The sequence below is a fragment of the Klebsiella sp. CSG-1 genome, assembly GCF_056521145.1.
The window spans coordinates 12,078-36,385 of sequence record NZ_JBWNLD010000007.1; the positions used below are offsets into that span (position 1 = coordinate 12,078).

23 protein-coding genes and 1 riboswitch are annotated in these 24,308 nt (G+C 56.1%); of the genes, 6 read left to right on the forward strand and 17 right to left on the reverse strand.

Going from position 1 to position 24,308, the window contains the following annotated elements:
• Positions 1-7: 7 nt before the first annotated feature.
• Positions 8-1,639, forward strand: a complete 1,632-nt coding sequence (locus AC007G_RS17375; RefSeq protein WP_047663753.1) for a Na/Pi cotransporter family protein — start codon at positions 8-10, stop codon at positions 1,637-1,639.
• Between the two features lie 87 nt (positions 1,640-1,726).
• On the opposite strand, the gene pepE is transcribed toward AC007G_RS17375, so the two are convergent.
• The 9 genes from pepE to AC007G_RS17420 form a co-directional block, all read right to left on the reverse strand.
• The gene (gene pepE, locus AC007G_RS17380; protein ID WP_049268289.1) at positions 1,727-2,416 is read right to left on the reverse strand and encodes a dipeptidase PepE; all 690 of its coding nucleotides are present in this window, start codon (positions 2,414-2,416) and stop codon (positions 1,727-1,729) included.
• 212 nt (positions 2,417-2,628) lie between these two features.
• Positions 2,629-3,441 carry a shikimate 5-dehydrogenase gene (locus tag AC007G_RS17385; protein ID WP_032689965.1) on the reverse strand — a complete coding sequence of 271 codons (813 nt, stop codon included), beginning with the start codon at positions 3,439-3,441 and terminating at the stop codon, positions 2,629-2,631.
• Positions 3,434-4,663 (reverse strand): L-sorbose 1-phosphate reductase, encoded by a 1,230-nt coding sequence (sorE, locus tag AC007G_RS17390; RefSeq protein WP_047663757.1) that lies wholly within the window; start codon positions 4,661-4,663, stop codon positions 3,434-3,436. The genes AC007G_RS17385 and sorE overlap by 8 nt, the downstream gene beginning before the upstream one ends.
• Positions 4,664-4,736: 73 nt before the next feature.
• Complete coding sequence (locus tag AC007G_RS17395; RefSeq protein WP_032698395.1) at positions 4,737-5,561, reverse strand: PTS system mannose/fructose/sorbose family transporter subunit IID; 825 nt, start codon at positions 5,559-5,561, stop codon at positions 4,737-4,739.
• A gap of 11 nt (positions 5,562-5,572) precedes the next feature.
• Entirely contained in the window at positions 5,573-6,370 is a 798-nt protein-coding gene (locus AC007G_RS17400; protein ID WP_046853254.1) for a PTS mannose/fructose/sorbose transporter subunit IIC, read from the reverse strand.
• Positions 6,371-6,543: 173 nt separating this feature from the next.
• Complete coding sequence (locus AC007G_RS17405) at positions 6,544-7,038, reverse strand: PTS sugar transporter subunit IIB (RefSeq protein WP_099973707.1); 495 nt, start codon at positions 7,036-7,038, stop codon at positions 6,544-6,546.
• Positions 7,038-7,445 (reverse strand): mannose/fructose/sorbose PTS transporter subunit IIA, encoded by a 408-nt coding sequence (locus AC007G_RS17410; RefSeq protein ID WP_099973706.1) that lies wholly within the window; start codon positions 7,443-7,445, stop codon positions 7,038-7,040. Before AC007G_RS17410 ends, AC007G_RS17405 begins: the two co-directional genes overlap by 1 nt.
• A 9-nt stretch (positions 7,446-7,454) precedes the next feature.
• The gene (locus AC007G_RS17415; protein WP_032689959.1) at positions 7,455-8,258 is read right to left on the reverse strand and encodes an SDR family oxidoreductase; all 804 of its coding nucleotides are present in this window, start codon (positions 8,256-8,258) and stop codon (positions 7,455-7,457) included.
• A gap of 67 nt (positions 8,259-8,325) precedes the next feature.
• Positions 8,326-9,279: a sugar-binding transcriptional regulator gene (locus tag AC007G_RS17420; RefSeq protein WP_032697088.1), complete on the reverse strand. Its 954-nt coding sequence runs from the start codon at positions 9,277-9,279 to the stop codon at positions 8,326-8,328.
• Between the two features lie 343 nt (positions 9,280-9,622).
• Between AC007G_RS17420 and rluF the strand changes: the two genes are divergently transcribed.
• Positions 9,623-10,501 (forward strand): 23S rRNA pseudouridine(2604) synthase RluF, encoded by an 879-nt coding sequence (rluF, locus tag AC007G_RS17425; RefSeq protein WP_032698392.1) that lies wholly within the window; start codon positions 9,623-9,625, stop codon positions 10,499-10,501.
• On the opposite strand, the gene AC007G_RS17430 is transcribed toward rluF, so the two are convergent.
• From AC007G_RS17430 to lysC, 3 genes are all read right to left on the reverse strand, one after another.
• Positions 10,498-10,770, reverse strand: coding sequence for a YjbD family protein (locus AC007G_RS17430; protein WP_004856415.1), 273 nt, complete (start codon positions 10,768-10,770; stop codon positions 10,498-10,500). The two genes, rluF and AC007G_RS17430, sit on opposite strands and share 4 nt — an antisense overlap.
• A gap of 128 nt (positions 10,771-10,898) precedes the next feature.
• A complete protein-coding gene (panS, locus tag AC007G_RS17435; protein WP_004856416.1) occupies positions 10,899-11,828 on the reverse strand; it encodes a ketopantoate/pantoate/pantothenate transporter PanS in 930 nt (309 codons plus the stop codon).
• A 206-nt stretch (positions 11,829-12,034) separates the two neighbouring features.
• The gene (lysC, locus tag AC007G_RS17440; RefSeq protein WP_004856417.1) at positions 12,035-13,384 is read right to left on the reverse strand and encodes a lysine-sensitive aspartokinase 3; all 1,350 of its coding nucleotides are present in this window, start codon (positions 13,382-13,384) and stop codon (positions 12,035-12,037) included.
• A gap of 174 nt (positions 13,385-13,558) precedes the next feature.
• Positions 13,559-13,791: riboswitch (Lysine riboswitch) on the reverse strand.
• A gap of 349 nt (positions 13,792-14,140) precedes the next feature.
• Here lysC and pgi point away from each other — a divergent pair.
• On the forward strand, positions 14,141-15,790 hold the full coding sequence (gene pgi / locus AC007G_RS17445) for a glucose-6-phosphate isomerase (protein ID WP_032689957.1): 1,650 nt from the start codon (positions 14,141-14,143) through the stop codon (positions 15,788-15,790).
• Between the two features lie 63 nt (positions 15,791-15,853).
• Here pgi and AC007G_RS17450 read toward each other — a convergent pair whose 3' ends face one another.
• Both AC007G_RS17450 and AC007G_RS17455 read right to left on the reverse strand, forming a co-directional pair.
• On the reverse strand, positions 15,854-16,312 hold the full coding sequence (locus AC007G_RS17450; protein WP_032689956.1) for an acyltransferase: 459 nt from the start codon (positions 16,310-16,312) through the stop codon (positions 15,854-15,856).
• Positions 16,313-16,320: 8 nt separating this feature from the next.
• Complete coding sequence (locus tag AC007G_RS17455; RefSeq protein WP_032698391.1) at positions 16,321-16,830, reverse strand: GNAT family N-acetyltransferase; 510 nt, start codon at positions 16,828-16,830, stop codon at positions 16,321-16,323.
• A gap of 146 nt (positions 16,831-16,976) precedes the next feature.
• Here AC007G_RS17455 and psiE point away from each other — a divergent pair, with 146 nt between their 5' ends.
• Positions 16,977-17,387, forward strand: coding sequence for a phosphate-starvation-inducible protein PsiE (psiE, locus tag AC007G_RS17460; protein WP_004856423.1), 411 nt, complete (start codon positions 16,977-16,979; stop codon positions 17,385-17,387).
• A 195-nt stretch (positions 17,388-17,582) separates the two neighbouring features.
• Here the strand turns inward: psiE and malG are convergent, their stop codons facing one another.
• The 3 genes from malG to malE all read right to left on the reverse strand — a co-directional run bounded on the left by malG (position 17,583) and on the right by malE (position 21,339).
• Positions 17,583-18,473, reverse strand: a complete 891-nt coding sequence (malG, locus tag AC007G_RS17465; protein ID WP_015585370.1) for a maltose ABC transporter permease MalG — start codon at positions 18,471-18,473, stop codon at positions 17,583-17,585.
• 14 nt (positions 18,474-18,487) lie between these two features.
• Entirely contained in the window at positions 18,488-20,032 is a 1,545-nt protein-coding gene (gene malF, locus AC007G_RS17470) for a maltose ABC transporter permease MalF (RefSeq protein ID WP_032689954.1), read from the reverse strand.
• Between the two features lie 116 nt (positions 20,033-20,148).
• Positions 20,149-21,339 (reverse strand): maltose/maltodextrin ABC transporter substrate-binding protein MalE, encoded by a 1,191-nt coding sequence (gene malE, locus AC007G_RS17475; RefSeq protein ID WP_032689953.1) that lies wholly within the window; start codon positions 21,337-21,339, stop codon positions 20,149-20,151.
• Positions 21,340-21,708: 369 nt separating this feature from the next.
• On the opposite strand from malE, the gene malK reads away from it, so the two are divergent.
• Positions 21,709-22,818: a maltose/maltodextrin ABC transporter ATP-binding protein MalK gene (gene malK, locus AC007G_RS17480; RefSeq protein ID WP_032689952.1), complete on the forward strand. Its 1,110-nt coding sequence runs from the start codon at positions 21,709-21,711 to the stop codon at positions 22,816-22,818.
• Positions 22,819-22,918: 100 nt separating this feature from the next.
• The gene (locus AC007G_RS17485) at positions 22,919-24,229 is read left to right on the forward strand and encodes a maltoporin (RefSeq protein WP_004856433.1); all 1,311 of its coding nucleotides are present in this window, start codon (positions 22,919-22,921) and stop codon (positions 24,227-24,229) included.
• The last annotated feature ends 79 nt before the right edge of the window (positions 24,230-24,308 follow it).

A 24,308-nucleotide genomic window follows, 5' to 3' on the forward strand; every position in this document is an offset into this window, starting at 1 on the left:
AGAATCCGTGTTAACTCTGCTGCATCTGCTGTCTGCTGTTGCCCTGCTGGTCTGGGGCACCCACATCGTTCGTACCGGCGTGATGCGCGTATTTGGCGCGCGCCTGCGTTCCGTCCTCAGTAGTAGCGTTGAGAAAAAACCGCTCGCCTTCTGCGCGGGGATTGGCGTCACGGCTCTGGTCCAGAGCAGTAATGCCACCACCATGCTGGTGACCTCATTTGTCGCTCAGGATCTGGTCGCGCTGACGCCTGCGCTGGTGATTGTGCTGGGGGCCGATGTGGGGACCGCATTGATGGCGAGGGTGCTGACCTTCGATCTGTCGTGGCTGTCGCCGCTGCTGATTTTTATCGGCGTGATTTTTTTCCTCGGACGCAAACAAACGCGTGCCGGCCAGCTCGGACGGGTGGGGATCGGCCTGGGGCTGATTCTGCTAGCGCTGGAACTGATTGTGCAGGCGGTTCATCCCATCACCCAGGCAAATGGCGTGCAGGTGATTTTCGCCTCGCTGACCGGCGACATTATGCTCGACGCGCTGATTGGCGCCATGTTTGCCATCATCAGCTACTCCAGCCTGGCGGCCGTGCTGTTAACGGCAACCCTGACTTCCACCGGGGTGATTTCGTTTCCGGTGGCGCTGTGCCTGGTGATTGGCGCCAACCTCGGTTCGGGGATTCTGGCGATGATCAACAACAGCGCCGCCAACGCTTCTGCGCGCCGCGTGGCGCTCGGCAGTCTGTTGTTCAAGCTGGTGGGGAGTCTGATTATTCTGCCGTTTGTGCATGTGCTGGCCAATACGATGCACCGTATGCCGCTGCCGGAATCGGAACTGGTTATCTACTTCCACGTCTTCTACAACCTGATTCGCTGCGTGGCGATGGTGCCCTTTGCCGAGCCCATGGCCAGACTCTGCAAACGGATGATTCGTGAGGATCCCGAGCAGGACCTCCATCTCAAACCAAAACATCTGGATACCACGGCGCTGGATACGCCGGCGCTGGCGTTGGCGAATGCCGCACGCGAAACGTTGCGCATTGGCGACGCGATGGAGCAGATGCTCGAGGGGCTGCACAAGGTGATGCACGGCGAGCCGCGGGAGGAGAAAGAGTTGCGCAGGCTGGCGGACGATATCAACGTGCTCTACACCGCGATCAAGCTCTATCTGGCCCGCATGCCGAAAGATGAGCTGGCCGAAGAAGAGTCCCGCCGCTGGGCGGAGATCATCGAAATGGCGCTCAATCTGGAGCAGGCTTCCGATATCGTCGAGAGAATGGGCAGCGAAATCGCCGATAAATCGCTGGCGGCGCGCCGCGCCTTTTCGGTGGAAGGGCTGAAGGAGCTGGACGGGCTGTACGAGCAGCTGCTCAGCAACCTACAGCTGGCGATGTCGGTCTTTTTCTCCAGCGATGTCCCGAGCGCCCGACGCCTGCGCCGCAACAAGCATCGTTTCCGCATCCTGAACCGCCGCTACTCGCACGCACACGTCGACCGTCTGCACCAGCAGAACGTGCAGAGTATCGAGACCAGCTCGCTGCATCTGGGGTTACTGGGGGATATGAAACGCCTGAACTCGTTGTTCTGCTCGGTGGCTTATAGCGTGATGGAGCAGCCGGATGAAGATGACGATCGGGATGAATACTAAGTCGTTTTCCTGCCGTCGGCGGATTAACCGGTCACGGGGGCGATATCCCGGCGGCGACGCTGACGCCGCAAGCCGGGAACCGTCATCTTAAAAGCGGTGACCGGCCTGCAGAGGCACCGCTTCCTCACCGGCTTTAAACAGCAGCGTCGGGTTCGGGCCGCCGAGGGTGGCCTGCCCCTGTGTCACCTGAATCCAGTTGCCTTCCGGTAGGCCGACGATCGTCAGCTCCGGGGCCACGACCAGCAGTTCGCGAATACGCTGCTCACGGGTTTCGCCCTGATGTCCTTCCGGCAGCGCGTTGGTAAAGTGCGGGTTAATCTGCAGCGGGAACAGCCCCAGCGCGTCAAAACCCTGCGGATCGACAATCGGCATATCGTTGGTGGTGCGGATGGTCGGGCAGGCGAGATTTGCGCCCGCGCTCCAGCCGATGTACAGCGCGCCACGCTTCACAACGTCCACAACTGGCGCCAAAAGCCCGCGTCCACGGCACTCTTTCAGCAGCTGAAAAGTATTGCCGCCGCCGACAATCACCACTTCAGCGGCGGCAATCGCCGCCACCGGGTCGGCGACGCGGTGAATACCGGTGACGGAAACGCCAAGCGGGGCGAGCACCCCGGCGGCTTTGGCCGTGTAGTCATCCCAGGTTTGCGTCACCCCGGCAAAGGGGATAAACACCGCGGAACGGCGTCCGTTTAGCTGTCCGGCAATCAGCGGCAGCGCATGTTCCAGCCATGCTTTGCCGGGTAGCGACGAGTTACTCAATAACAGCAGTTCCATCTTTTCTCCATTTAGCCAGGTTACAGAGTCGCAGGCGATCCTACCACCGGTTGCCCGCAGGCTCACTGATATGGCTCACGATGTTGCAAGGTGGCGGCGCGACACCGGGTCTCTTGCTGTTGTGACGAGTGAGAAGAGGGGAACGGTGAAGGGGAGGCAAAGAGTATGAAACCAGGAAACCGGGGTAAGAGCGCCCTCCCTGGCGCTCAGGCTTACCCCGCCCGCGCAAATGCCGCAGCCTCGTTGACGAGATCGGCATCCGGACGTACGCCGGTATAAAGCGCGAATTGTTCCACCGCCTGCAGCGCAATCACCTCCGCGCCGCTGATAATCTGCTTATCCAGCCTCTGCGCCAGACGAATCAGCGGTGTTTGCGACGGCAGGGCCACCACGTCGAACACGACCTGAGCCTGCCCAACCATCGACTGGCTGAATGCCAGGGTGTCGCTTTGCGTACCGCCTGCCATGCCGAGCGGTGTGACGTTGACCAGAATATCGGCCCTGATCCCTTCAGGCTGCGGCTGCCACTGAAAACCGTACTGTTTCGCCAGCGCCAGGCCGCTGTCGCGATTGCGGGCGGCGATAACCACATCGCGAAAGCCGGCGTCGCGAAAGGCGGCGATAACCGCTTTCCCCATGCCGCCGCTGCCCTGAATCATCACGCTGGCATGGGTATCCAGCTGGTGGCTGTCGATCAGGCTCTTCACCGCGATATAGTCGGTGTTGAGTCCGGTCAATCTGCCGTTGTCGTTAACGATGGTATTGACGGAATCAATTACCCTGGCCGAAGGATCGATGGCGTCAAGGAAGGGCATGCAGCTCTCTTTAAACGGCATCGAGACCGCGCAACCGCGAATCCCCAGCGCCCGTACCCCTCCCACCGCGGCGGCGATATCCTGCGTGGTAAAGGCTTTATAGATAAAATTCAGCCCCAGCTTCTCATACAGATAGTTGTGAAAACGGGTACCGAAGTTGCCTGGCCGGCCGGCCAGCGACATGCAGAGCTGAGTTTCGCGATTAATCATGAGCAATGTCCGGTGCGTGGGCCAGCAGGTACCGTTCCGCTTCGGCGGACCAGATCCCGTGATGACGCGCCATAATGGCCGCCAGTTCAGGGTCAGCAATGGCACCAAGAGGGGTCAGGGGAAGTGATTTTTCGGTATACACCAGCTTTTTACCGCCGCCGACGGCCGGTAAATCGAGGGTAGTTTCACCCGCCGCATTGAGTCCGAGAATATGGGTCACCACTTTCGCCGCCTGGACTTTTTTCGCCTGCATCAGCGCCACGGCGGCCCGCATATCGTCTGTATTGCCGCCGGAAGTACCGACGTAATGCGTAAAGGCATAATGCACGTCGTAAAAGTTTACCGGAGCGCTGAACTGCTTATCCTGCGGGCCGGCAAAGAAGTTCAGACAGCCGTCGGGGGCCAGCAGCGAAGAGGCCATGGTAATCAGCTCCTCTTTCGGCACGAAGACAAAAATATCGTCAAAGCCGTGGCCGCCGCTCAGCGCCATCAGCGTCTCGCGTCCGGCATCGTGCCCGTCGAGGTAATGGATCAGCGTTTGCGGTTCTGACGGATAATGCTGGCGGGCATAGCTCAGCTTCGGTTTGTTGGTATCGGTCACCACCAACAGGGAAGGGTTGACCGGCCCATGCAGGGCGTAGTCGATCGCCAGCAGCCCCATGGGGCCGGTACCACCGAGGATCAGCGTGCGGCCCTGAGGTCGGATCCCCATCACATGGTTATAGCTCCCTTCCTGCAGATGATAGTTGGCGTTGAATGCACCGATCACACAGGAGAGCGGTTCGACCAGCGAGCCTTCAAACCAGGTATCGCCTTCCCAGGTGAGCAGACAATCTTGCGTCATGACCTCATCCGGGATCACCACGTGAGTCGCTTCGCCACCGATCCACGGGAAGGAGTAGCCGGGGCAATCGGGGCGATCCGGCAGCTGCAGGTTGGCCTGAATCACATAGCGCTGACCGGCCTGGAATTTATGCTGCCACTTTTTCCCGACCGCGAGGATTTCACCGCAGAATTCATGGCCGATAATGATCGGGTTCACCGCCACGTCGTCCGGCACCTTTTTATGGTTTTCCCCCTGGTTGGCCTCTTTCCAGGAAGAGAGGCACAGGCTATCGGTGACCACGCGGGCCAGGATCTCGTCATCCTGCATTTCCGGGAGTGCAAAGGTTTCCAGACGCAGGTCGCGTTTACCGTAAAGGCGTAGAGCTGTCGTTTTCATGTTTACCACCTCATCCCCTTTTACTACGGGGTTAGCTTATTGAAGTGGCCCCGGTGCGACCGGGGCCGAATAATCAGGACAAGAAGCCCAGCGCGTTACCGATAATCCCCAGACCAAACAGGGCAAAGATCAGCCATACCGGGTTAACTTTTTTATTGAGCAGACGCACCATCAGCAGCGTCAGGCCCAGCGCCAGCAGGCCGGGACAAAGCTGGTCGAGGATGTTTTGTACGGTCATGGTGACGGTGGTGCCGTCGGCGCCTGGCGTTTGCGACACCACCAACGGCACGTGGATGGAGGTCCACCTGGTGACCAGCACGCCCATCACGAAGAGACCCAAAATAGAGGCCCCTTCGGTCAGTTTTTGCAGCAGGTTACCGCCCATATCGCTGACGATATTGACCCCCTTACGGAAACCGAGCTGCAGGCCGTACCATTTCATTGCCAGGCGTACTGCATTGAAAATAAAGAAAAAGAGAAGTGGCCCAAGAAGATTCCCGGAGAGCGCGAGCGACGCGCCGAGCGCCGCGGTAATCGGGCGCAACGTGCCCCAGACCAGCGGATCGCCGACCCCGGCCAGCGGCCCCATCAGGCCAACTTTGATGCCGTTAATCGCCCCATCGTCGATGGCCGCGCCGTTGGCTCGCGCTTCCTCCATCGCCGCCGTTACGCCCAGCACCGGGCCGCAGACGGCGGGGGTGGTATTGAAGAACACCAGATGGCGTTTTAGCGCCGCCACCTGATCCTCTTTTAGCGGATAGAGACGCTTGATCGCCGGGATCATGTCGTAGCAAAAGCCGAGACCATGAATGCGTTCAAAGTTGAAGGAGGCCTGCTGCAGGTTGGAGCGCAGAAAGATGTTAACCAGGTCGCCTTGGGTGAGTTTTTTCGGTTCCATAACGGGCTCCATCAGTCGTCAAGTTGGTCAAGGGCGGTGGAAGAGGCGGCGGCCTGCTGGGGCTCGGCCTTGCGCCATTGCGGGTTCAGCTGGATATAAATCAGCGCGATAATGACGCCCACGCCGCCGAAGGCCAGCAGGCTGAAATCGAGATAGCCTCCCACCAGAAAACCGAGGAAAAAGAATGGCATCAGGTATTTGACGCCCATCATGCGCAGCACCATGGCGTAGCCCACCACCACAATAAAACCACCGGCGATTTGCAGGCCGCGGGTGACAAATTCCGGGATGGCGTTCAGCATGTTGCTGACCATGTCGGCGCTGACAAACAGCGAGACGACCAGTGCCGGAATTGCGACGCGGAGCGCCTGTACGCCCAGCGCCGAGATATGCAGCATGTCGATAGTGCGAAAACGCGCGTCCTCCGCCGCTTTGTCCGCTGCGTGTTGAAAGACCACCGTAATGGTGCGGGCGAAAACGGTGAGCACCTGCCCGGCCGCGGCCACCGGCAGCGCGATGGCGATCCCTGTGGCGATACTTTGATGGCCGACGATAACCAGAATCGCGGAGATAATGCTGGCCAGCGCCGAATCCGGCGATTGCGCGGCGCCGACGTTCATCCAGCCGAGTGCGATCAGTTCCAATGTACCGCCGAGCATAATCCCGGTTTTTAAATCACCGAGAATTAAGCCGATGACCGTGCAGGCAATTAACGGGCGGTGCGTCTGAAATTCATCCAGCACGCTGCCCATTCCGGCAATACAGGAAAAAATAAATATGGCGATTATTTGTAGAGTACTGATTTCCATAATGTGTCACCTTGAGGGTATGCAAATCCCTGCCTGTTACGGCATTAACACGGTATTATGCTGACGGTCACGGTATGGGTTTTATATTTTTAAACCTGTCACTAAAAATTGTGCTAAGTCTATTTCCAGGGTGTGCCATTCAGAATAACGATGTGCAAAATACAGGCGCTGTTTTATTCTGTAACAGAGTGCTCGGCTATTTTGTCGAGGATATTGACGGACGGATCTGATGCCACCACACGTAAGTCCAGTTTTACGCCCAGTTTATCCAGTTCATGAAACGCATGAATATCCAGGTCGTCTAAAGATACCGCCTTGGTTAATTGTTTTTTACCCGGTCGCCAGGCCATGCCGCCGATATTTAAGGTGGCAATATTGACCCCCTGTCTGACCATCGTTAAAACATCCTGGGGGTTGGTGAATAAATAAAAAACGGTCTCGTGTTGATATTGCGGGTTGTGATAAACGGCGACCGCCTTTTCGAGGTTAACGACATTGACCTTCATGCCCGGAGGCGCGGCCTGGCGGAGTAAGGTCCGACGTACCTCATCGTTATAGACCTCGTCGTTGCAGATAATAATGCGCCCGGCGTTGGCCACTTTTGACCACACGGTGGTCACCTGGCCATGGATCAGGCGGTCATCAATGCGAGCAAGCGTAATGTTCATCAGAAATCCTCCTCAATGGTTTCCGGCTGTCGCCACACCACGCAGCACTGGCTGGCGATGGTGGTCAGGTGTGCGCACAGGGCGTCTGCGGTCAGGGTCTGCTGGTTATCCACCAGTTCCAGCGCCAGCGGTAAAGAGAGACCGCTGATGACCCGCAGTCGCGGGTTTTTCATCGCCAGCCCGGCGGCGGCATTCCATGGGCTGCCGCACTGTAAATCGACGGCGATCAGCCACTCACTATCATTGTGAGCACTTACTAACTCATCGAGCCGGGTGGCGATGTCGCTGGCGTTTTCGCCGGGCATAAATGCCACCGCGCTGGCCTTTACGTCACCATAGACCATGCGTACCGAATCCAGCATGGCGCAGGCCAGCTGACCGTGGGTGCAGAAAATAACATTCACCATATCGACTCCTTATCCGCGGGTTTTTCCGCCGGCGATGTTAGTGGTTACTCCGGTTATATAGCTTGCCCGCTCTGACAGCAGGTAGCAGACATAGTCGGCCACTTCGCTCAGACGACCGGAGCGACCAAGCGGAATCGCGTTTTTGCTATAGCCCGCGCGCAGCTGCTCGACGCTGATATTGCGCGTCCAGGCCAGCGCTTCTTCGTATTCCGGCGTGCGCAGCCCGGTTTTTTCGAGGATGCCTGGCGCAACGCCCACGACGCGAATACCGTGTTTCCCCAGCTCTTTGGACCATGAACGCGTGAAGCTATTCAGCGCGGCCTTGGTTGCGGCATAGCAGCTCTGACCTTCAGAGCCTTCCAGCCCGCTTTCCGACGAGACGTTAACAATGACGCCTGCGCGCTGTTTCACCATCTGCCGGGCCACCGCCTGCGACATCAGAAAGACCCCTTTTTGGTTGATGTTCACCATCTTTTCAAAAGCGGCCTCATTGAGTTCGTAGCGTCCTGCCGGGGCTTTCTCATCGACGAGGAGACGCGGAAAATTCACCCCGGCATTATTCACCAGGCCATCGATACGGCCGTATTGTTGAATAATCTGCTCGACGGTGTGATTCACCTCGCTGGCGCTGGAAATATCCGTGGGCCAGAACCTGTAACGGTCATTGTGGTGATGCTTGTCACCGCCGTGAATATCGCTCATCTGGACATTTGCGCCGAGATTTAATAACTCATCAACAATTGCCAGACCAATTCCCGAAGCGCCGCCGGTAACAATAATGATTTTATCTTGCAGATTTAGCCATGTTTGCATAATCGTTATCTCATTTTCAGGTAAAGGGATCCCACGCAGCGCGAGCTGCGGCAAAAGAAAACGTCTTTTATTTCAGTAACAGTTCTGCGGTTTCTCTATTCGTCACCAGGCAGTTAATATAACCCCCGCGTAATGCGCCAATGATTCCGGTATATTTTTCTTCGCCGATGGCGATACCCACGGAATAACGCACCTGTTTTAATCTGGCAATATCGATGGAGAGCGTTTTTTCATTCATATTGGTTTCAACGGCGATACCGTTGATATCATAAAAGCGTGAACAAATATCGCCGGCGACGTGCCGCGCGTTGAGATCATCGCTCTCTTCGCTACCATAAAACGCATGCCAGTTGGCGCCATCGCGAATCGCCGGGGAACCGATACCCACCAGCGCCACATCGAGATTCTCCCAGTAGGATGAAATCGTTTTAAAATGCTGGGACTGCATAATACCGTTGCGAATCAATGTGTTTTCCAGCAGCGCCGGGAAGTCAGCAAGATGCGATTCGGCTTTCAGCCTGGCGGCGGCGCCGTAGGTCAGCGTGTTCACATGATACCGGCTCTCCAGCTTGCCCGAGGGACCGCCGATAATCGGCACGCAAATCACCTGCCGCGACTGACTTGCCTGCGGAAGGGTTTCGACCAGCGCACGGACCGCACGCCCCCAGGAAAAGCCGATAATATCGCCAGGCTCAAGCAGGCGGTCGACCAGCTGAGCGCCATGCTGCCCGATGGTGCTCAGCTGGTCCTCTTCCTGTGATGACTCGCAGGAAGCGACCACCGCCTCTTTGAGAGCGAACTTTTGCTTCAGCTGCTGTTCCAGCCACAGATTTTCGTTGTAGTCGTAGTTGATGGCGATGGTGACAATACCCTGCTCACGACCGCGTTTTAGCAGGCGGCTGATCGTGGTGCGGTAAATACCCAGCTCACGGGCAATCTGCGCCTGGGTCAGGTCCTGCTCATAATAGAGCTGGGCAACTTTAACTATTAAGCGGATATCATCGCTATTTTCGATCGCCATCTTTGGGCTCCTGCACATTTGTGCAAACGACACTCTTGCTCTCTTGATCTGATATAACCCCAACTATCGCCGGCGACAAAGCAATTTTCCGCTATATCATCACCATAAGGTGGCGGTTTGTTTTGCACATTTGATTACTGACCTGCCTGGAGATGGCACTTTTGTGCAGGGTGAGCTAATGGTTTGATTCTGCTTATTTTCGCCGGGCAGAATTGCACGGCACGGGGTGGAACACTTTTGTGTCGAAAGGTGTGACGGATCACATTTAGCGGCGAGCCGTGGAGACGCGATTATTTTTGATTGTCCGCGGCCTGAGGTATATTTCGCTTTTACAGGAGAATTTATGCTGCCAGACTCATCAACCCGACTCAATAAATACATCAGTGAAAGCGGAATTTGCTCGCGTCGCGAAGCCGATCGCTACATTGAACAAGGCAATGTTTTTATCAATGGCAAGCGTGCGACCATTGGCGATCAGGTCAACCCTGGCGATGTCGTGAAGGTCAACGGTCAATTGATCGAGCCGCGCGAGGCCGAAGATCTGGTTTTCATCGCCCTGAATAAACCGGTCGGTATTGTCAGCACAACGGAAGACAGCGAGCGCGATAACATTGTGGACTTTGTTAACCACAGCAAGCGCGTCTTCCCGATTGGTCGACTGGACAAAGACTCTCAGGGGTTGATCTTTCTGACCAACCACGGCGATCTGGTGAATAAGATCCTGCGTGCCGGCAACGATCACGAAAAAGAGTATCTGGTGACGGTGGACAAGCCGGTGACCGACGAGTTTATCCGCGGTATGGGAGCCGGCGTACCGATTCTTGGCACGGTGACGAAGAAGTGCAAAGTCAGGAAGGAAGCGCCGTTCGTGTTCCGCATAACCCTGGTTCAGGGCCTGAACCGGCAGATTCGCCGGATGTGTGAGCACTTTGGCTATGAGGTCATGAAGCTTGAACGAACGCGAATTATGAACGTCGGGCTGTCGGGACTGCCGCTGGGCGAGTGGCGCGACCTGACGGATGATGAGCTGGTGGCGCTGTTTAAGCTGATTGAGAATTCGTCCTCTGAGGCCAAACCGAAGGCGAAAGCCAAACCGAAAACCGCCGGGATCAAACGTCCGGTAGTGAAGGTTGAAAAGAGCAATGAGAAAAACGAGAAAGGGCGCCCGGCGTCTAACGGAAAACGTTTTACTCAGCCGGGACGGAAAAAGAAAGGGCGTTAACGCCTGCCGCGCGTCGGCGTGCTCGCCGACCATGAAAATGAAGCTTCGCTATCGGGTTTGTAGGCCTGCTTTTTCTTTAGCTGGCGGGCCTTTTTCGCTTCGGCTTCTCGCAGCACCATCAGCTTGTCGATGTACTCTTTCTTGACGGCGTTGGTCTCGGCGTTGGTCAGCGGACGGCCGTGCGCTATTCGGGCCCGGTCAAGCAGCGTTTTGAGTTCGCGTTGCTCGCGCTCTGTCATCTCTTTTTGCGTAATGCGGGGAAGTGCCATCGTGGTGCCCTCAGTCTGCCGGATAACCCAGTGTACGGTAATCGCGGGCCGACGGACAGCGCGTTAGTCCCGTTGAGGAGGGCGCAAACGGGGAAAATACCCGGGCCGTTGGCCCGGGTGAGGGAATATTAGCGTTTGTTCACGTTTTTGGCGGTAGGTTTCCCGGACCAGTAACCCGCCAGCAGCGAACCGGACAGGTTGTGCCAGACTGAAAACAGCGCACCGGGCAGCGCGGCGAGCGGGCCGAAGTAGATTTTCCCCAGCGCGGCAGCCAGACCAGAGTTTTGCATCCCCACTTCAATCGCCAGCGTCCGACAGGTTGACTCGTCAAAGCCAAACAGCCGCCCGCCCCAGTAGCCACCGAGCAGGCCAATGGCGTTATGCAGGATAACCGCGACAATCACCACCAGGCCCACCGAGGCGATATGCGAGGCGGAACCGGCGACGACGGCGCTGATGATCGCCAGGATGCAGATCATTGAGAAGGCGGGCAGAAAAGGCTCAACCGCTTTCACCACTTTGGGCAGCGTATGGTGAATCACCAGCCCCAGCGCAATCGGGATCACCACGATCTGCAGGATGCTGAGCAGCATCCCCATGACGTCGACCTGAATGTGCGCATCCACATACAGCCGCGTCAGCAGCGGCGTGGCAACCACGCCGACCAGCGTAGAAACCGATGAGATGGTGACAGACAGCGCCACATCGCCTTTCGCGAGATAGATCATCACGTTCGATGCGGTCCCACTGGCGACGCTCCCGACCAGTACCATGCCGGCTGAAAGCTCGGGCGGCATATGGAACAGCAGCGCCAGCGCCCAGGCGGCGAGAGGCATCACCAGATAGTGAAGAAAAATACCTGCAGCCACCGGCGCCGGGCGCGACAGCACGCGCTTAAAGTCATCCAGTTTCAGATGTACTCCCATTCCGAACATGATTAGCATCAGCAGCGTGGTGACCCATGGCCCGACGGGGGTAAAGGTCGACGGAGTGTAATAAGCCAGAACAGAGAGCAGCAGCGCCCATAACGGGAACAGCCTCGTCAGAGTAGCGAGCATGTTGTTTTCCTTGCGATTAACGCCTCATTCTTCGGGCAACGCGTGCGCAGGCGGTGTCTGTTTCCCCGGACACGTTGTCTGCTGTGCATCAGGGAGCGTCGCACCGTCCAGTCGCCTGAACGATTGAGGGGGTGTTGTGTTGGTATAGTTATAAAAAAGCCGGGTTCGAGCCCGGCTATAGGTAATATTTATCGCGTGAAGAAATATTATTCAAACAAATTATGATGTAATTTCTGCACGACTTTCTCGGCATCTGCGCCAGGCACCAGGAAGCAGAGGTTATGGCTGGATGCGCCGTAGCAAATCATACGAATATTGAACGGCTCAAGGACGCCGAAAACTTCTTTGCCCACGCCACAGGCGCGCGACAACTCGTTACCGATTAACGCCACCAGCGCCAGATCCTGCTCCACTTCTACGCGGCACAGGGAGGAGAGCTCGGTCAGCAGCGCCTGCGTCAGCAGAGTATCGGTGGCGGAGGTCGAACCGGTGGTATCCATGGTCAACGCAATGCTGACTTCGGACGTGGTGATCAGATCCACGGAAATATTGTGGCGCGCGAGGATCCCGAACACTTCCGCCAGGAAGCCGCGAGAGTGCAGCATATTCAGGCTATGCAGCGTCAGCAGCGTCTGACGACGGCGCAGGGCCAGCGCCCGGAACAGCGGCGGATTTTCGGTTTTATTGCACACCAGCGTTCCGCCGGCGGTGGGTTCTTTGCTGGAGCCCACGAAGACCGGAATATCGCTACGCACGGCGGGCAACAGGGTGGCCGGATGAAGCACTTTGGCCCCAAAGGTGGCCATTTCTGCCGCTTCGGCAAAGGCGATGACATCAATGCGTTTTGCCGCCGGCGCGACGCGCGGGTCGGTGGTGTAGATACCCGGGACATCGGTCCAGATATCGACACGGCTGGCGTTCAGCGCTTCGCCCAGCAGAGCCGCGGTATAGTCGCTGCCGCCGCGACCCAGGGTTGTCGTACGCCCTTTCGCTTCGCTGCCGATAAAGCCCTGAGTGACCACCAGACCTTCAGCCAGGCGCGGAGTCAGCTGCAGCTGCGTCAGCTCGGCCAGTGCGGCAATGTCTGGCTCGGCGCGGCCGAAGCGATCGTTGGTGCGCATAATTTTACGCACATCGAACCACTGTGACGCGATACCGCGCTCGCGGAGAATTTCGACAAACAGCAGGGTGGACATCAGTTCACCATGGCTGACCAGCTCGTCGGTCAGCGCAGCGGAACTTGCCAGCGCAGCGGCTTCTGCCAGGGTGGTGATATTTTCCAGCAGACGCTCGATCTCTTCGCGAATCACGTTGGGATAGCGCAGACGCTCCAGGATATTGAATTGAATCTGGCGCAGTGACTCGAGCTTTTCAAAACGCTCAGCGGGTTCCAGCCCTTCAGCCAAAGCAACCAAAAGATTGGTCACACCCGCAGAGGCCGATAACACCACGACGCGCGTGTTCTCATCAAGTCGCGCAACATCAACGCTGCGATTCATGGCATCGAAATCGGCAACGCTGGTGCCGCCGAATTTGGCTACAACTAAATCTGTCATAACAACCTCGTGTCAGGGGGGGCCTGACTTATTAAAACGATTCCTGAGTGGGGCTGGGCTGGACACCAACTTACAGTAATAAAATGTCTTAATAAGCCAGGCCAAATTATTCAGCCATGGCACAAGGGAAGAGCGAAAAACAGGGTGGGCGCAGAGCAATAAACAGCTACGATGTCACCCAGAAGTGCTCCACCTTGTAGACCCGCTCCCCAACGTCTTGCGTCAGTTCCTGGGTATGAAACGCCCGACTGCGAACGTTTCTGGTGACAACCCAGGGGATTCAGCCCCTGTGGCCGGTGATGTGCGTACCAGACGCTTTATCACCTCGGCGTTGCTCCCCCTCACGTATTTTCGCCGGACTGGTTCCTCCAATACGGTTACCTGGGCAACGCACCTCTTCTGGCAATTACCGACGTCTTTCACTTTGCCTGGGGGCGCTGGTGATAATCCCCCTGCAATACCCTTTCGCTGTAGCGTGAAATGCGCGAGCAATACAAACCTGCGTAAATGCAGGCAGTGCAGTTATATAAAGGCTTCGGAGTAGGTATGTCAACGTTGCGGTTATGCGGATTTTTCATGCGGGGATGATTAACAGAAAAAAGCCTTATGATGGCTATACTAGTAGAGGCTTTTTGCCCCGAACTGACCCTGTTCCTGACGCGTGTCATAGGCATAACATAAAAATCATCACAATTTTTTGCCGCCGGCGCTACAATCGACCGCAGTCACAATTCTCAAATCAGAAGAGTATTGCTAATGAAAAACATCAACCCAACGCAGACCTCTGCCTGGCAGGCATTACAGAAACACTTTGATGAAATGAAAGACGTCACTATCAGCGAGCTTTTCGCGCAAGACAGCGACCGTTTTTCTAAGTTTTCCGCAACGTTCGACGATCTGATGCTGGTGGATTTTTCCAAAAACCGCATCACCGAAGAGACGCTGAGCAAACTGCAGGATCTGGCGAAAGAGACCGATCTGGCAGGGGCGATCAAGTCCATGTTCTCCGGTGAAAAGATCAACCGCACTGAAGATCGCGCTGTTCTGCACGTTGCTCTGCGCAACCGTAGCAATACTCCGATTATTGTTGATGGCAAAGATGTGATGCCGGAAGTTAATGCTGTTCTCGAAAAGATGAAGCATTTCTCTGAAGCGATCATCTCCGGTAGCTGGAAAGGCTATACCGGTAAAGCGATTACTGACGTAGTGAATATCGGTATCGGCGGTTCTGACCTCGGCCCGTTCATGGTGACCGAGGCGCTGCGTCCGTATAAAAACCACCTCAATATGCACTTTGTATCTAACGTCGATGGCACCCATATCGCCGAAGTGCTGAAAACGGTGAACCCGGAAACCACCCTGTTCCTGGTCGCGTCGAAAACCTTCACCACCCAGGAAACCATGACCAACGCCCACAGCGCGCGCGACTGGTTCCTGGCGACCGCGGGCGATGAGAAGCACGTGGCGAAACACTTCGCCGCACTCTCCACCAATGGCAAAGCGGTGGGCGAGTTCGGTATTGATACTGCCAATATGTTTGAGTTCTGGGACTGGGTTGGCGGCCGTTACTCCCTGTGGTCAGCCATCGGCCTGTCCATTATCCTGTCCGTGGGCTTCGACAACTTTGTTGAGCTGCTCTCCGGCGCGCATGCGATGGATAAACACTTCTCCACCACCGCGCCAGAGAAAAACCTGCCGGTGCTGCTGGCGCTGATCGGTATCTGGTACAACAACTTCTTCGGCGCTGAAACCGAAGCCATTCTGCCGTACGACCAGTACATGCACCGCTTTGCGGCCTACTTCCAGCAGGGCAACATGGAGTCTAACGGCAAATACGTTGACCGTAACGGCAACGCCGTAGATTACCAGACCGGCCCTATCATCTGGGGTGAGCCGGGTACCAACGGCCAGCACGCGTTCTATCAGCTGATCCACCAGGGCACCAAAATGGTACCGTGCGATTTTATCGCCCCGGCCATTACCCATAACCCGCTCTCCGATCACCATCCGAAGCTGCTGTCTAACTTCTTTGCACAGACCGAAGCGCTGGCGTTCGGTAAATCCCGTGAAGCGGTTGAGCAGGAATATCGTGATCAGGGTAAAGATCCGGCAACCCTGGATCACGTGGTGCCGTTCAAAGTGTTCGAAGGCAACCGCCCGACCAACTCCATCCTGCTGCGTGAAATCACCCCGTTCAGCCTGGGCGCGCTGATTGCCCTGTATGAACATAAGATCTTCACCCAGGGCGCGATCCTCAACATCTTCACCTTCGACCAGTGGGGCGTTGAGTTAGGTAAACAGCTGGCAAACCGCATTCTGCCAGAGCTGAAAGATGGCGAAGAAATCAGCAGCCACGACAGCTCGACGAACGGCCTGATTAACCGTTACAAAGCCTGGCGCGCATAATCACGCCCCCGGTCACGGAGCGTTAATCCGCCGCAATAATGCCGACCCCAGGGTCGGCATTTTTTATGGCAGACGGCGCAACAATTTCGCCGGATTACCCGCCCAGACGCCTTTTTCTGTTATCGATTTCGTGACCACGCTGCCCGCGCCAATCACCGCACCATCGCAGATGCTGACCGCCAGAATGGCCGCGCCGCTGCCGATAGAAACATCGTTCCCAATCGTAATTCGCCCCCAGTTTTCCCGGTTGGCATCGGGACGCCCCTCGCGAAACATATCGTTGGCAAACATCACGCCGTGGCCGATAAAGCAACGCTCGCCGATCGTGACATACTCGCAAATAAAGGTATGGGACTGGATTTTACTGTCGGCGCCGATGCGCGTATTGCCCTGAATTTCGACGAATGGCCCGACGAAGACGTTATCGCCAAGCGTGCAGTCATAGAGGTTGGCAGGTTGATAAATCACCACGTTCTCACCGCTGGTGACGTTGCGGATGCCGGTTTCACGAAGAGTGTGCATAGCGCCTCTCAGATAGGTTTGGCCAGAATATGCAGCGTGCTCATCTGGGTAGCGGAGCGGAATACGCTGTCTTTCACATATTGCATACCTGAGCGCTCATAAAAACGCCTGGCGCCGGGATTGCTGGCGAGGACTTCTAACCACAGCCAGTCATCGCCCGCCGCCTTTGCCCGCGCTTCAACGGCGCTAAAAATCTGCTCACCGTAGCCATGTCCTGTTTCAGTTGGCAGTAAATAGAGCTTATGCAGCAACGTGCCGCGCGGACCATCGGGCGCCATCGGCTGATGGCAGCTGTATTTTGCGAAGCCGACAGGATGCCGGGCTTCGGCAATCAGCCAGCAGCTGCGCTCATCGCTGAGGCTGTGGTGAAGGGCGGGCAGGGAGTACTCCTGCTGGAGGAAGTGCGCCAGCTCGCTGGCGCTGTGCCAGAGGTGGGCGAAGTGGTGGCGATAGCTGGCGTTCCCCATTTCACTCAGCAGGGGAGCGTCTTCCCGTTGCGCCGTACGTATTGTCAGCATTGCTGTATCCTTTTTAACCCGCCAGTCTGGCAAGTGATTGTTACATTTGACGCAACAGACGCAAAAAGTTAACGAATAATATCGATCTGGATCACGTTTTTGCGTTATACAGATCGGCAGGAATAACGAATATAAGAGGTGTGCCTATGCCGTCGGTCTATCGTCCGTTGGTCAATTTTGTGGCGACCGCCATGCAGGCGGTTTTGAATCTGGCGCTGCTGTGCCTGGGGGTCATCCTGGTGGTTTTCCTCGGGAAAGAGACGTTCCATCTGGCGCATGTCCTGTTTACTCCGGAACCGGTCAGTAAGTACAAGCTGGTCGAAGGGCTGGTGGTCTATTTTCTCTATTTCGAATTTATCGCGCTGATTGTGAAGTACTTTGAGTCGGGCTTTCACTTTCCGCTGCGCTATTTTGTCTATATCGGTATTACGGCGATTGTGCGTCTGATTATTGTCGATCACGAATCGCCCATGGCGGTGCTTATCTATTCGGCAGCGATCCTGATTCTGGTGATTACGCTGTGGCTGTGTAACTCCAACCGCCTGAAACGCGAATAAAAAAAAGCGGCCTTCAGAGGCCGCTGACCAACAGTCACAAAACTTAATTTATGTAGGGTCCAGTTGAGGATAGCAGTGGCATTTGCCTTACTTTTTCAGCTGAGGGCGGTAGTTGCCGTACCCGGTTGGGGTTCGTGTACAGCAACTAAAGCACCATCCCTCCGCTGAAATTTGGGGCGGGTATAACGATGAAACTTAACCTTTCACCCCGCCTGCCGTCAGGCCGTTAACCAGCCAGCGCTGGGCCAGCAGGAAGACAACCGTAATCGGAATGGCGGAGAGCACCGCCGCGGCGGCAAAGTCGCCCCACAGATAGTTCTGCGGGTTGAGATACTGTTGCATACCGACGGCCAGGGTATAGCTGTTCACATCGCGCAGCAGCAGCGAGGCCACCGGTACTTCGGTAATCGCGGCAATGAACGACAGAATAAATACGACGGCCAGAATCGGTACCGACAGCGGCAGCAGGACCAGACGGAAGGCCTGCCACGGCGTCGCGCCATCCAGCGCCGCCGCTTCTTCCAGCGAGCCATCGATAGTTTCGAAGTAGCCCTTAATCGTCCAGACGTGCAGCGCAATTCCGCCCATATAGGCGAAGATGACGCCGCCGTGGGTGTTCAGGCCGACGAACGGTAAATACTGGCCGAGGCGGTCAAACAAGGCGTATAACGCCACCAGCGACAGCACCGCCGGGAACATCTGGAAAATCAACATCCCTTTCAGCAGGGTCGCTTTGCCCGGGAAGCGCATACGGGCGAAGGCATAGGCGCAGGTCGTGGACAGCGCCACGATACCGATGGCGGTGATCCCGGCCACTTTCACCGAGTTCCACAACCACAGCAGAACCGGGAAAGGTGGCGGGGTGACGCGGCCGTCAGCGTGTTCAACGCTGAAGCCCAGCGCCAGCCGCCAGTGCTCCCAGGAGATTTGGTCCGGGATCAGGCTACCGGTGGCGAAGTTACCCTCGCGCAGAGAGATAGCAATAACCATCAGCAGCGGGAACATAATCGCCGCGATGAAAACCAGCAGCAGGAGGTGCGTGGTGAGTAAACGCAGCTTCTGAGATTTGGGTTGTACCATAGCCATGTTCAGAGCCCTCCTTAGTCGAATTTCATTCGTGTGGCTTTCAGGTTAACAATCGCCAGTACGCCCACCAGCAGGAAGATCAGGGTGGCGATAGCTGCCGCCAGACCGAAGTCCTGACCGCCGCCGCCTTCGAAGGCGATACGGTAGGTGTAGCTGACCAGCAGGTCGGTATAGCCGGCCGGCGTGGTGGTGCCGAGACGGTCCGGACCGCCGTTGGTTAACAGCTGAATCAACACGAAGTTGTTAAAGTTGAAGGCGAAGCTGGCGATCATCAGCGGCGTCAGCGGCTTAATCAGCAGCGGCAGCGTAATCTTAAAGAAGTTCTGGAACGGACCGGCGCCGTCCATTGCCGATGCTTCGTACAGGTCGTCAGGGATAGCTTTCAGCAGGCCCATGCACAGAATCATCATGTACGGGTAGCCCAGCCAGGTGTTGACGATAACGATCATCGAACGCGCGGTGGTCGGGTCGCTGAACCAGGCCGGTTTGATGCCGAACAGCGCGCTGAGCATCATGTTGATTTCACCAAAGCTCTGGTTGAACAGCCCTTTGAAAATCAGAATCGAGATAAACGACGGTACGGCGTAAGGCAGAATCAGCAGAACACGGTAAATCGCTTTACCTTTCAAAGACTCCCACTGTACGAGGCAGGCGAGGATCATGCCTACGGCCACGGTCAGAATCACCGTCAGGACTGAGAAGACCACCGTCCAGACGAAGATAGCGAAGAACGGTTTCTGAATTCCTTCGTCGGTAAAGACGCGGGTGAAGTTATCCCAGCCGATCCCGACGGTGTAACCCGGGCTCAGCTTCTCAGCGCCCCAGCTACCGTCAGCGTTGATGGACTGGTAGAAACCGACGTCATTGTTCGGACGATATTTTACGCCGCTCTGATTGTTGGCCAGCGTGCCATCATTCGCCAGCGTGTACAGCGGCTGGGTACCGGAGAACTGGCGCAGCGAGCTCATGATCACTTTGCTGTCGTCAGGCAGGATGGCGGTCAATTGGTTCAGCGCGGTGCGGTTTTGGGTGATGATACGCAGGTTCGCGCGTTCGCCTTCCGGCAGCGCTTCACCTTCTTTTAAGGCCAGTTTCTGCTCGCCGCCGAGTTTAAAGGCATCGGAGACGTAATTTTTGCCGCTGTCGCCATCGGTCAGCGCCAGTTTCCACTCATCTCCCGCCGGGAACAGCGAGAAGTTGTAGGATTTACCGGCCTGGAAGGAGCGATCCATCAGCACTTCCTGAGCGCGCTCAAAGGTCAGCTGGTTGGTGCTGCTGTAGTTGGTGAAGGCGATGGCGATGGTGCAGACCAGCGGGAACAGGACGAACAGCCCCATCCCGGCGAGACCCGGGTAGACATAGCGCCAGGCATAAGCCTTGCGGTTGGTAAAGATATACAGGCCAGCTGAGCTTAAAATCAGCGTCAGGATGGCAAACAGGTACTCCCCCTGGGCGTACATCAAAACGACAAGGTAACCCACCAGCAGGCACAGCAAGCCAATCACAGACCATGTCAGCTGCGGGCTTTGCCACCAGTGTTTCTTTTTAACGACATCCATGGGGATCATCCTCTACAGCGGTGAAAACTTATTTGTCAGGCCGCGCTTACGCTCGCCTGACCTACGGCCCAGGCCGTAGTGGTAGGGCGGGTAGCTAAGCGCCACCCGCCATTTTCTTATTTAGTGATACGAGACTGTGCGTCTTTCAGCGCGGCATCGACGGTCTGACGACCGCTAGCTGCGTTGATAACCGCGGTACGTACGGCATACCAGAAGGCGGACATCTGCGGGATGTTCGGCATAATTTCGCCTTTCTGGGCGTTCGCCATGGTTGCAGCGATACGCGGATCTTTCTCCAGTTTTTCCTGGAAGGATTTCAGAGCAACGGCGCCCAGCGGTTTGTCCTTGTTCACTTCGTCCAGACCCTGGTCGGTCAGCAGGTAGTTTTCGAGGAACTCTTTCGCCAGTTCTTTGTTCGGGCTGGCGGCGTTGATACCGGCGCTCAGGACGCCGACAAACGGTTTAGACGCTTTGCCTTTGAAGGTTGGCAGCAGCGTGACGCCATAGTTGACCTTGCTCTTATCGATATTCGACCATGCCCACGGACCGTTGATGGTCATCGCGGTTTCGCCTTTGTTGAATGCGGCTTCAGCGATGGAGTAATCGGTATCGGCATTCATGTGTTTATTCTTGATGAGGTCAACCAGGAAGGTCAGACCGGCTTTCGCGCCAGCGCTGTCCACGCCCACGTTTTTGACGTCATACTTGCCGTTTTCAAATTTGAACGCATATCCGCCGTCAGCGGCAATCAGCGGCCAGGTGAAGTACGGTTCTTGCAGGTTGAACATCAGCGCACTCTTACCTTTCGCTTTCAGTTCTTTATCCAGCGCCGGGATCTCTTCCCAGGTTTTCGGCGGATTCGGTACCAGGTCTTTGTTGTAAATCAGCGACAGCGCTTCAACCGCGATAGGGTAGGCGATCAGTTTGCCGTTATAGCGTACGGCGTCCCAGGTAAACGGATAGAGTTTGTCCTGGAAAGCTTTGTCCGGGGAGATTTCAGCCAGCAGGCCAGATTGCGCATAGCCACCGAAACGGTCATGAGCCCAGAAGATGATGTCCGGGCCGTCGCCAGTCGCCGCGACCTGCGGGAATTTCTCTTCCAGCTTATCCGGGTGTTCGATGGAAACTTTAATGCCGGTATCTTTTTCAAACTTCTTACCCACTTCGGCGAGACCGTTATAGCCTTTGTCGCCGTTAATCCAGATGACCAGCTTACCTTCTTCAATTTTGGCGAGGGCAGAGGCGGAAAACATCATCGTAGTCAATGCAGACAACGCGAGGATGCGAGCGCCGGTTTTGATTTTCATATACCAGTCCTTTTTGGTGATGTGCTCGTGGATACACTTAGGTGGCTTAACGGTGATGAGTTTCCTTTTTTAACAACCCCTTTCCATCCTCCCTATGTCTACGCCCCACCCGTGGTTTGTGTGATCTGCATTGCAGAAATGCCCGTATTGGGGTCTGGAGCACATAAAAACGGGGCCATTTTTGCTACCTGCATCACGAAAATGGCTTTGCCACGCCATCCCCCGCAGCGAGGGGCAATCTCTCATCCTCCCGTCTCCTCCCCCATAAAAAAGGCGGGGGTGGAGGATTCACCAGGTTAATGAATGCCGCATAGTCAGCCCATCTTGAATGTGTCTTTTAGTGACAGGTTGTAACGAAGGGAGATGGGGATGGCGAGCGTACAGCTGCGAAATATAACGAAAGCCTGGGGTGACGTGGTGGTGTCGAAAGATATCAATCTCGACATTCAGGAAGGGGAGTTCGTGGTGTTTGTCGGGCCATCGGGCTGCGGCAAATCAACCCTGCTGCGTATGATTGCCGGGCTGGAAACCATAACCAGCGGTGATTTATTTATTGGTGACGCGCGAATGAACGATATCCCTCCGGCCGAACGCGGTATCGGGATGGTGTTCCAGTCTTATGCGCTTTACCCTCATCTGTCCGTTGCGGAAAACATGTCTTTCGGCCTCAAGCTGGCCGGTGCTAAAAAAGATTTAATTAACCAGCGCGTCACTCAGGTTGCGGAAGTTCTGCAGCTGGCGCATCTGCTGGAGCGTAAGCCGAAGGCATTATCCGGTGGACAGCGTCAGCGCGTGGCGATTGGCCGTACCCTGGTTGCTGAACCCCGCGTATTCCTGCTCGACGAACCACTTTCTAACCTCGATGCCGCGCTGCGCGTGCAGATGCGTATCGAAATCTCCCGTCTGCATAAGCGTCTTGGGCGCACGATGATCTACGTTACCCACGATCAGGTCGAAGCGATGACGCTGGCCGACAAAATTGTGGTGCTGGACGCCGGCCGCGTTGCGCAGGTCGGGAAACCGCTGGAACTGTATCACTACCCGGCCGATCGCTTTGTTGCGGGCTTTATTGGTTCGCCAAAGATGAACTTCCTGCCGGTAAAAGTGACTGCAACCGCCATTGAGCAGGTTCAGGTAGAACTGCCGAACCGCCAGCACGTCTGGCTGCCGGTGGACAGCGCCCGCGTTCAGGTTGGCGCCAATATGTCCTTAGGCATCCGCCCGGAACATCTGCTGCCCAGCGATATCGCCGACGTCACTCTGGAAGGGGTCGTTCAGGTGGTTGAGCAGCTTGGTCACGAAACACAAATTCATATCCAGATCCCCGCCATCCGTCAAAACCTGGTTTACCGCCAGAACGACGTGGTGTTGGTAGAAGAGGGAGCCACATTCGCTATCGGTTTGCCACCAGAGCGCTGCCATTTATTCCGTGAGGATGGTACGGCGTGTCGTCGGTTGCATAAAGAGCCGGGCGTGTAAGGCTTCCCATTAAAAAAAAACACGAACCCCATAGTGCGCTGCAACCAGGCATAACGACGGGCGAAGTGTTCAAAGAAAAGCAATGATCTCAGGAGATAGAATGATGATTACTCTGCGCAAACTTCCACTGGCGGTCGCCGTCGCGGCAGGCGTTATGTCTGCTCAGGCGCTGGCCGTTGATTTCCACGGTTATGCTCGTTCCGGTATCGGCTGGACCGGTAGCGGCGGTGAACAACAGTGCTTCCAGGCAACCGGTGCTCAAAGTAAATACCGTCTTGGTAACGAATGTGAAACCTATGCGGAATTAAAACTGGGTCAGGAAGTATGGAAAGAAGGTGATAAGAGCTTCTACTTCGATACTAACGTTGCCTACTCCGTATCGCAGCAAAATGACTGGGAATCCACCAGCCCGGCATTCCGTGAAGCCAACGTGCAGGGTAAAAACCTGATCGACTGGCTGCCAGGATCCACCATCTGGGCCGGTAAGCGCTTCTACCAGCGTCATGACGTCCACATGATCGACTTCTACTACTGGGATATCTCCGGTCCTGGTGCGGGTCTTGAAAACATCGATGTTGGCTTCGGTAAACTCTCTCTGGCTGCGACCCGTTCTTCTGAATCTGGCGGCTCTGCGACCTTCGCCGATCGTGATGCGCTGGGTAACCGCGTATATGACAACATCGTTCCGAACGACGTCTTCGACGTGCGTTTAGCACAGATGGAAATCAACCCGGGCGGTACTCTGGAACTGGGTGTTGACTACGGTCATACCAACGTTCCGGATAATTACTACCTGCAGCCAGACGCGTCTAAAGATGGCTGGATGTTCACCGCTGAACACACCCAGAGCATCCTGAAAGGCTACAACAAGTTTGTTCTGCAGTACGCCACCGACGCGATGACCTCTAACGGTAAAGGCGTTCCGCAGGGCGGCAGCATCAACAACGACGGTTCCATGTGGCGCGTGCTTGACCACGGTGCAGTCTCTCTGGCTGACGATTGGGACATGATGTACGTGGCGATGTACCAGGATATCAACCTGGACAACAACAACGGCACCAAATGGTGGACCGTCGGCGTACGTCCTATGTACAAATGGACGCCGATCATGAGCACCCTGCTGGAAGTCGGCTACGACAACGTGAAGTCGCAGAAAACTGGCGACAGCAACAACCAGTACAAAATTACCCTGGCGCAACAGTGGCAGGCGGGCGACAGCATCTGGTCCCGTCCGGCAATTCGTCTGTTCGCAACCTACGCCAAGTGGGATGAGAAATGGGGCTACGCGAACGGTGATTCCGGTGCGGGCTACACCTCCGGCGTTGCGTACAACGACACTTCTGCGAAGACCTTCAGCCGTGGCGATAGCGACGAGTGGACCTTCGGTGCCCAGATGGAAATCTGGTGGTAATCCAACCTGACGTGTGATGACCAAAAAAGAGGGGCGCAAGCCCCTCTATCTTCGGCTCAGCGGGCTATTGCCTGGCTAC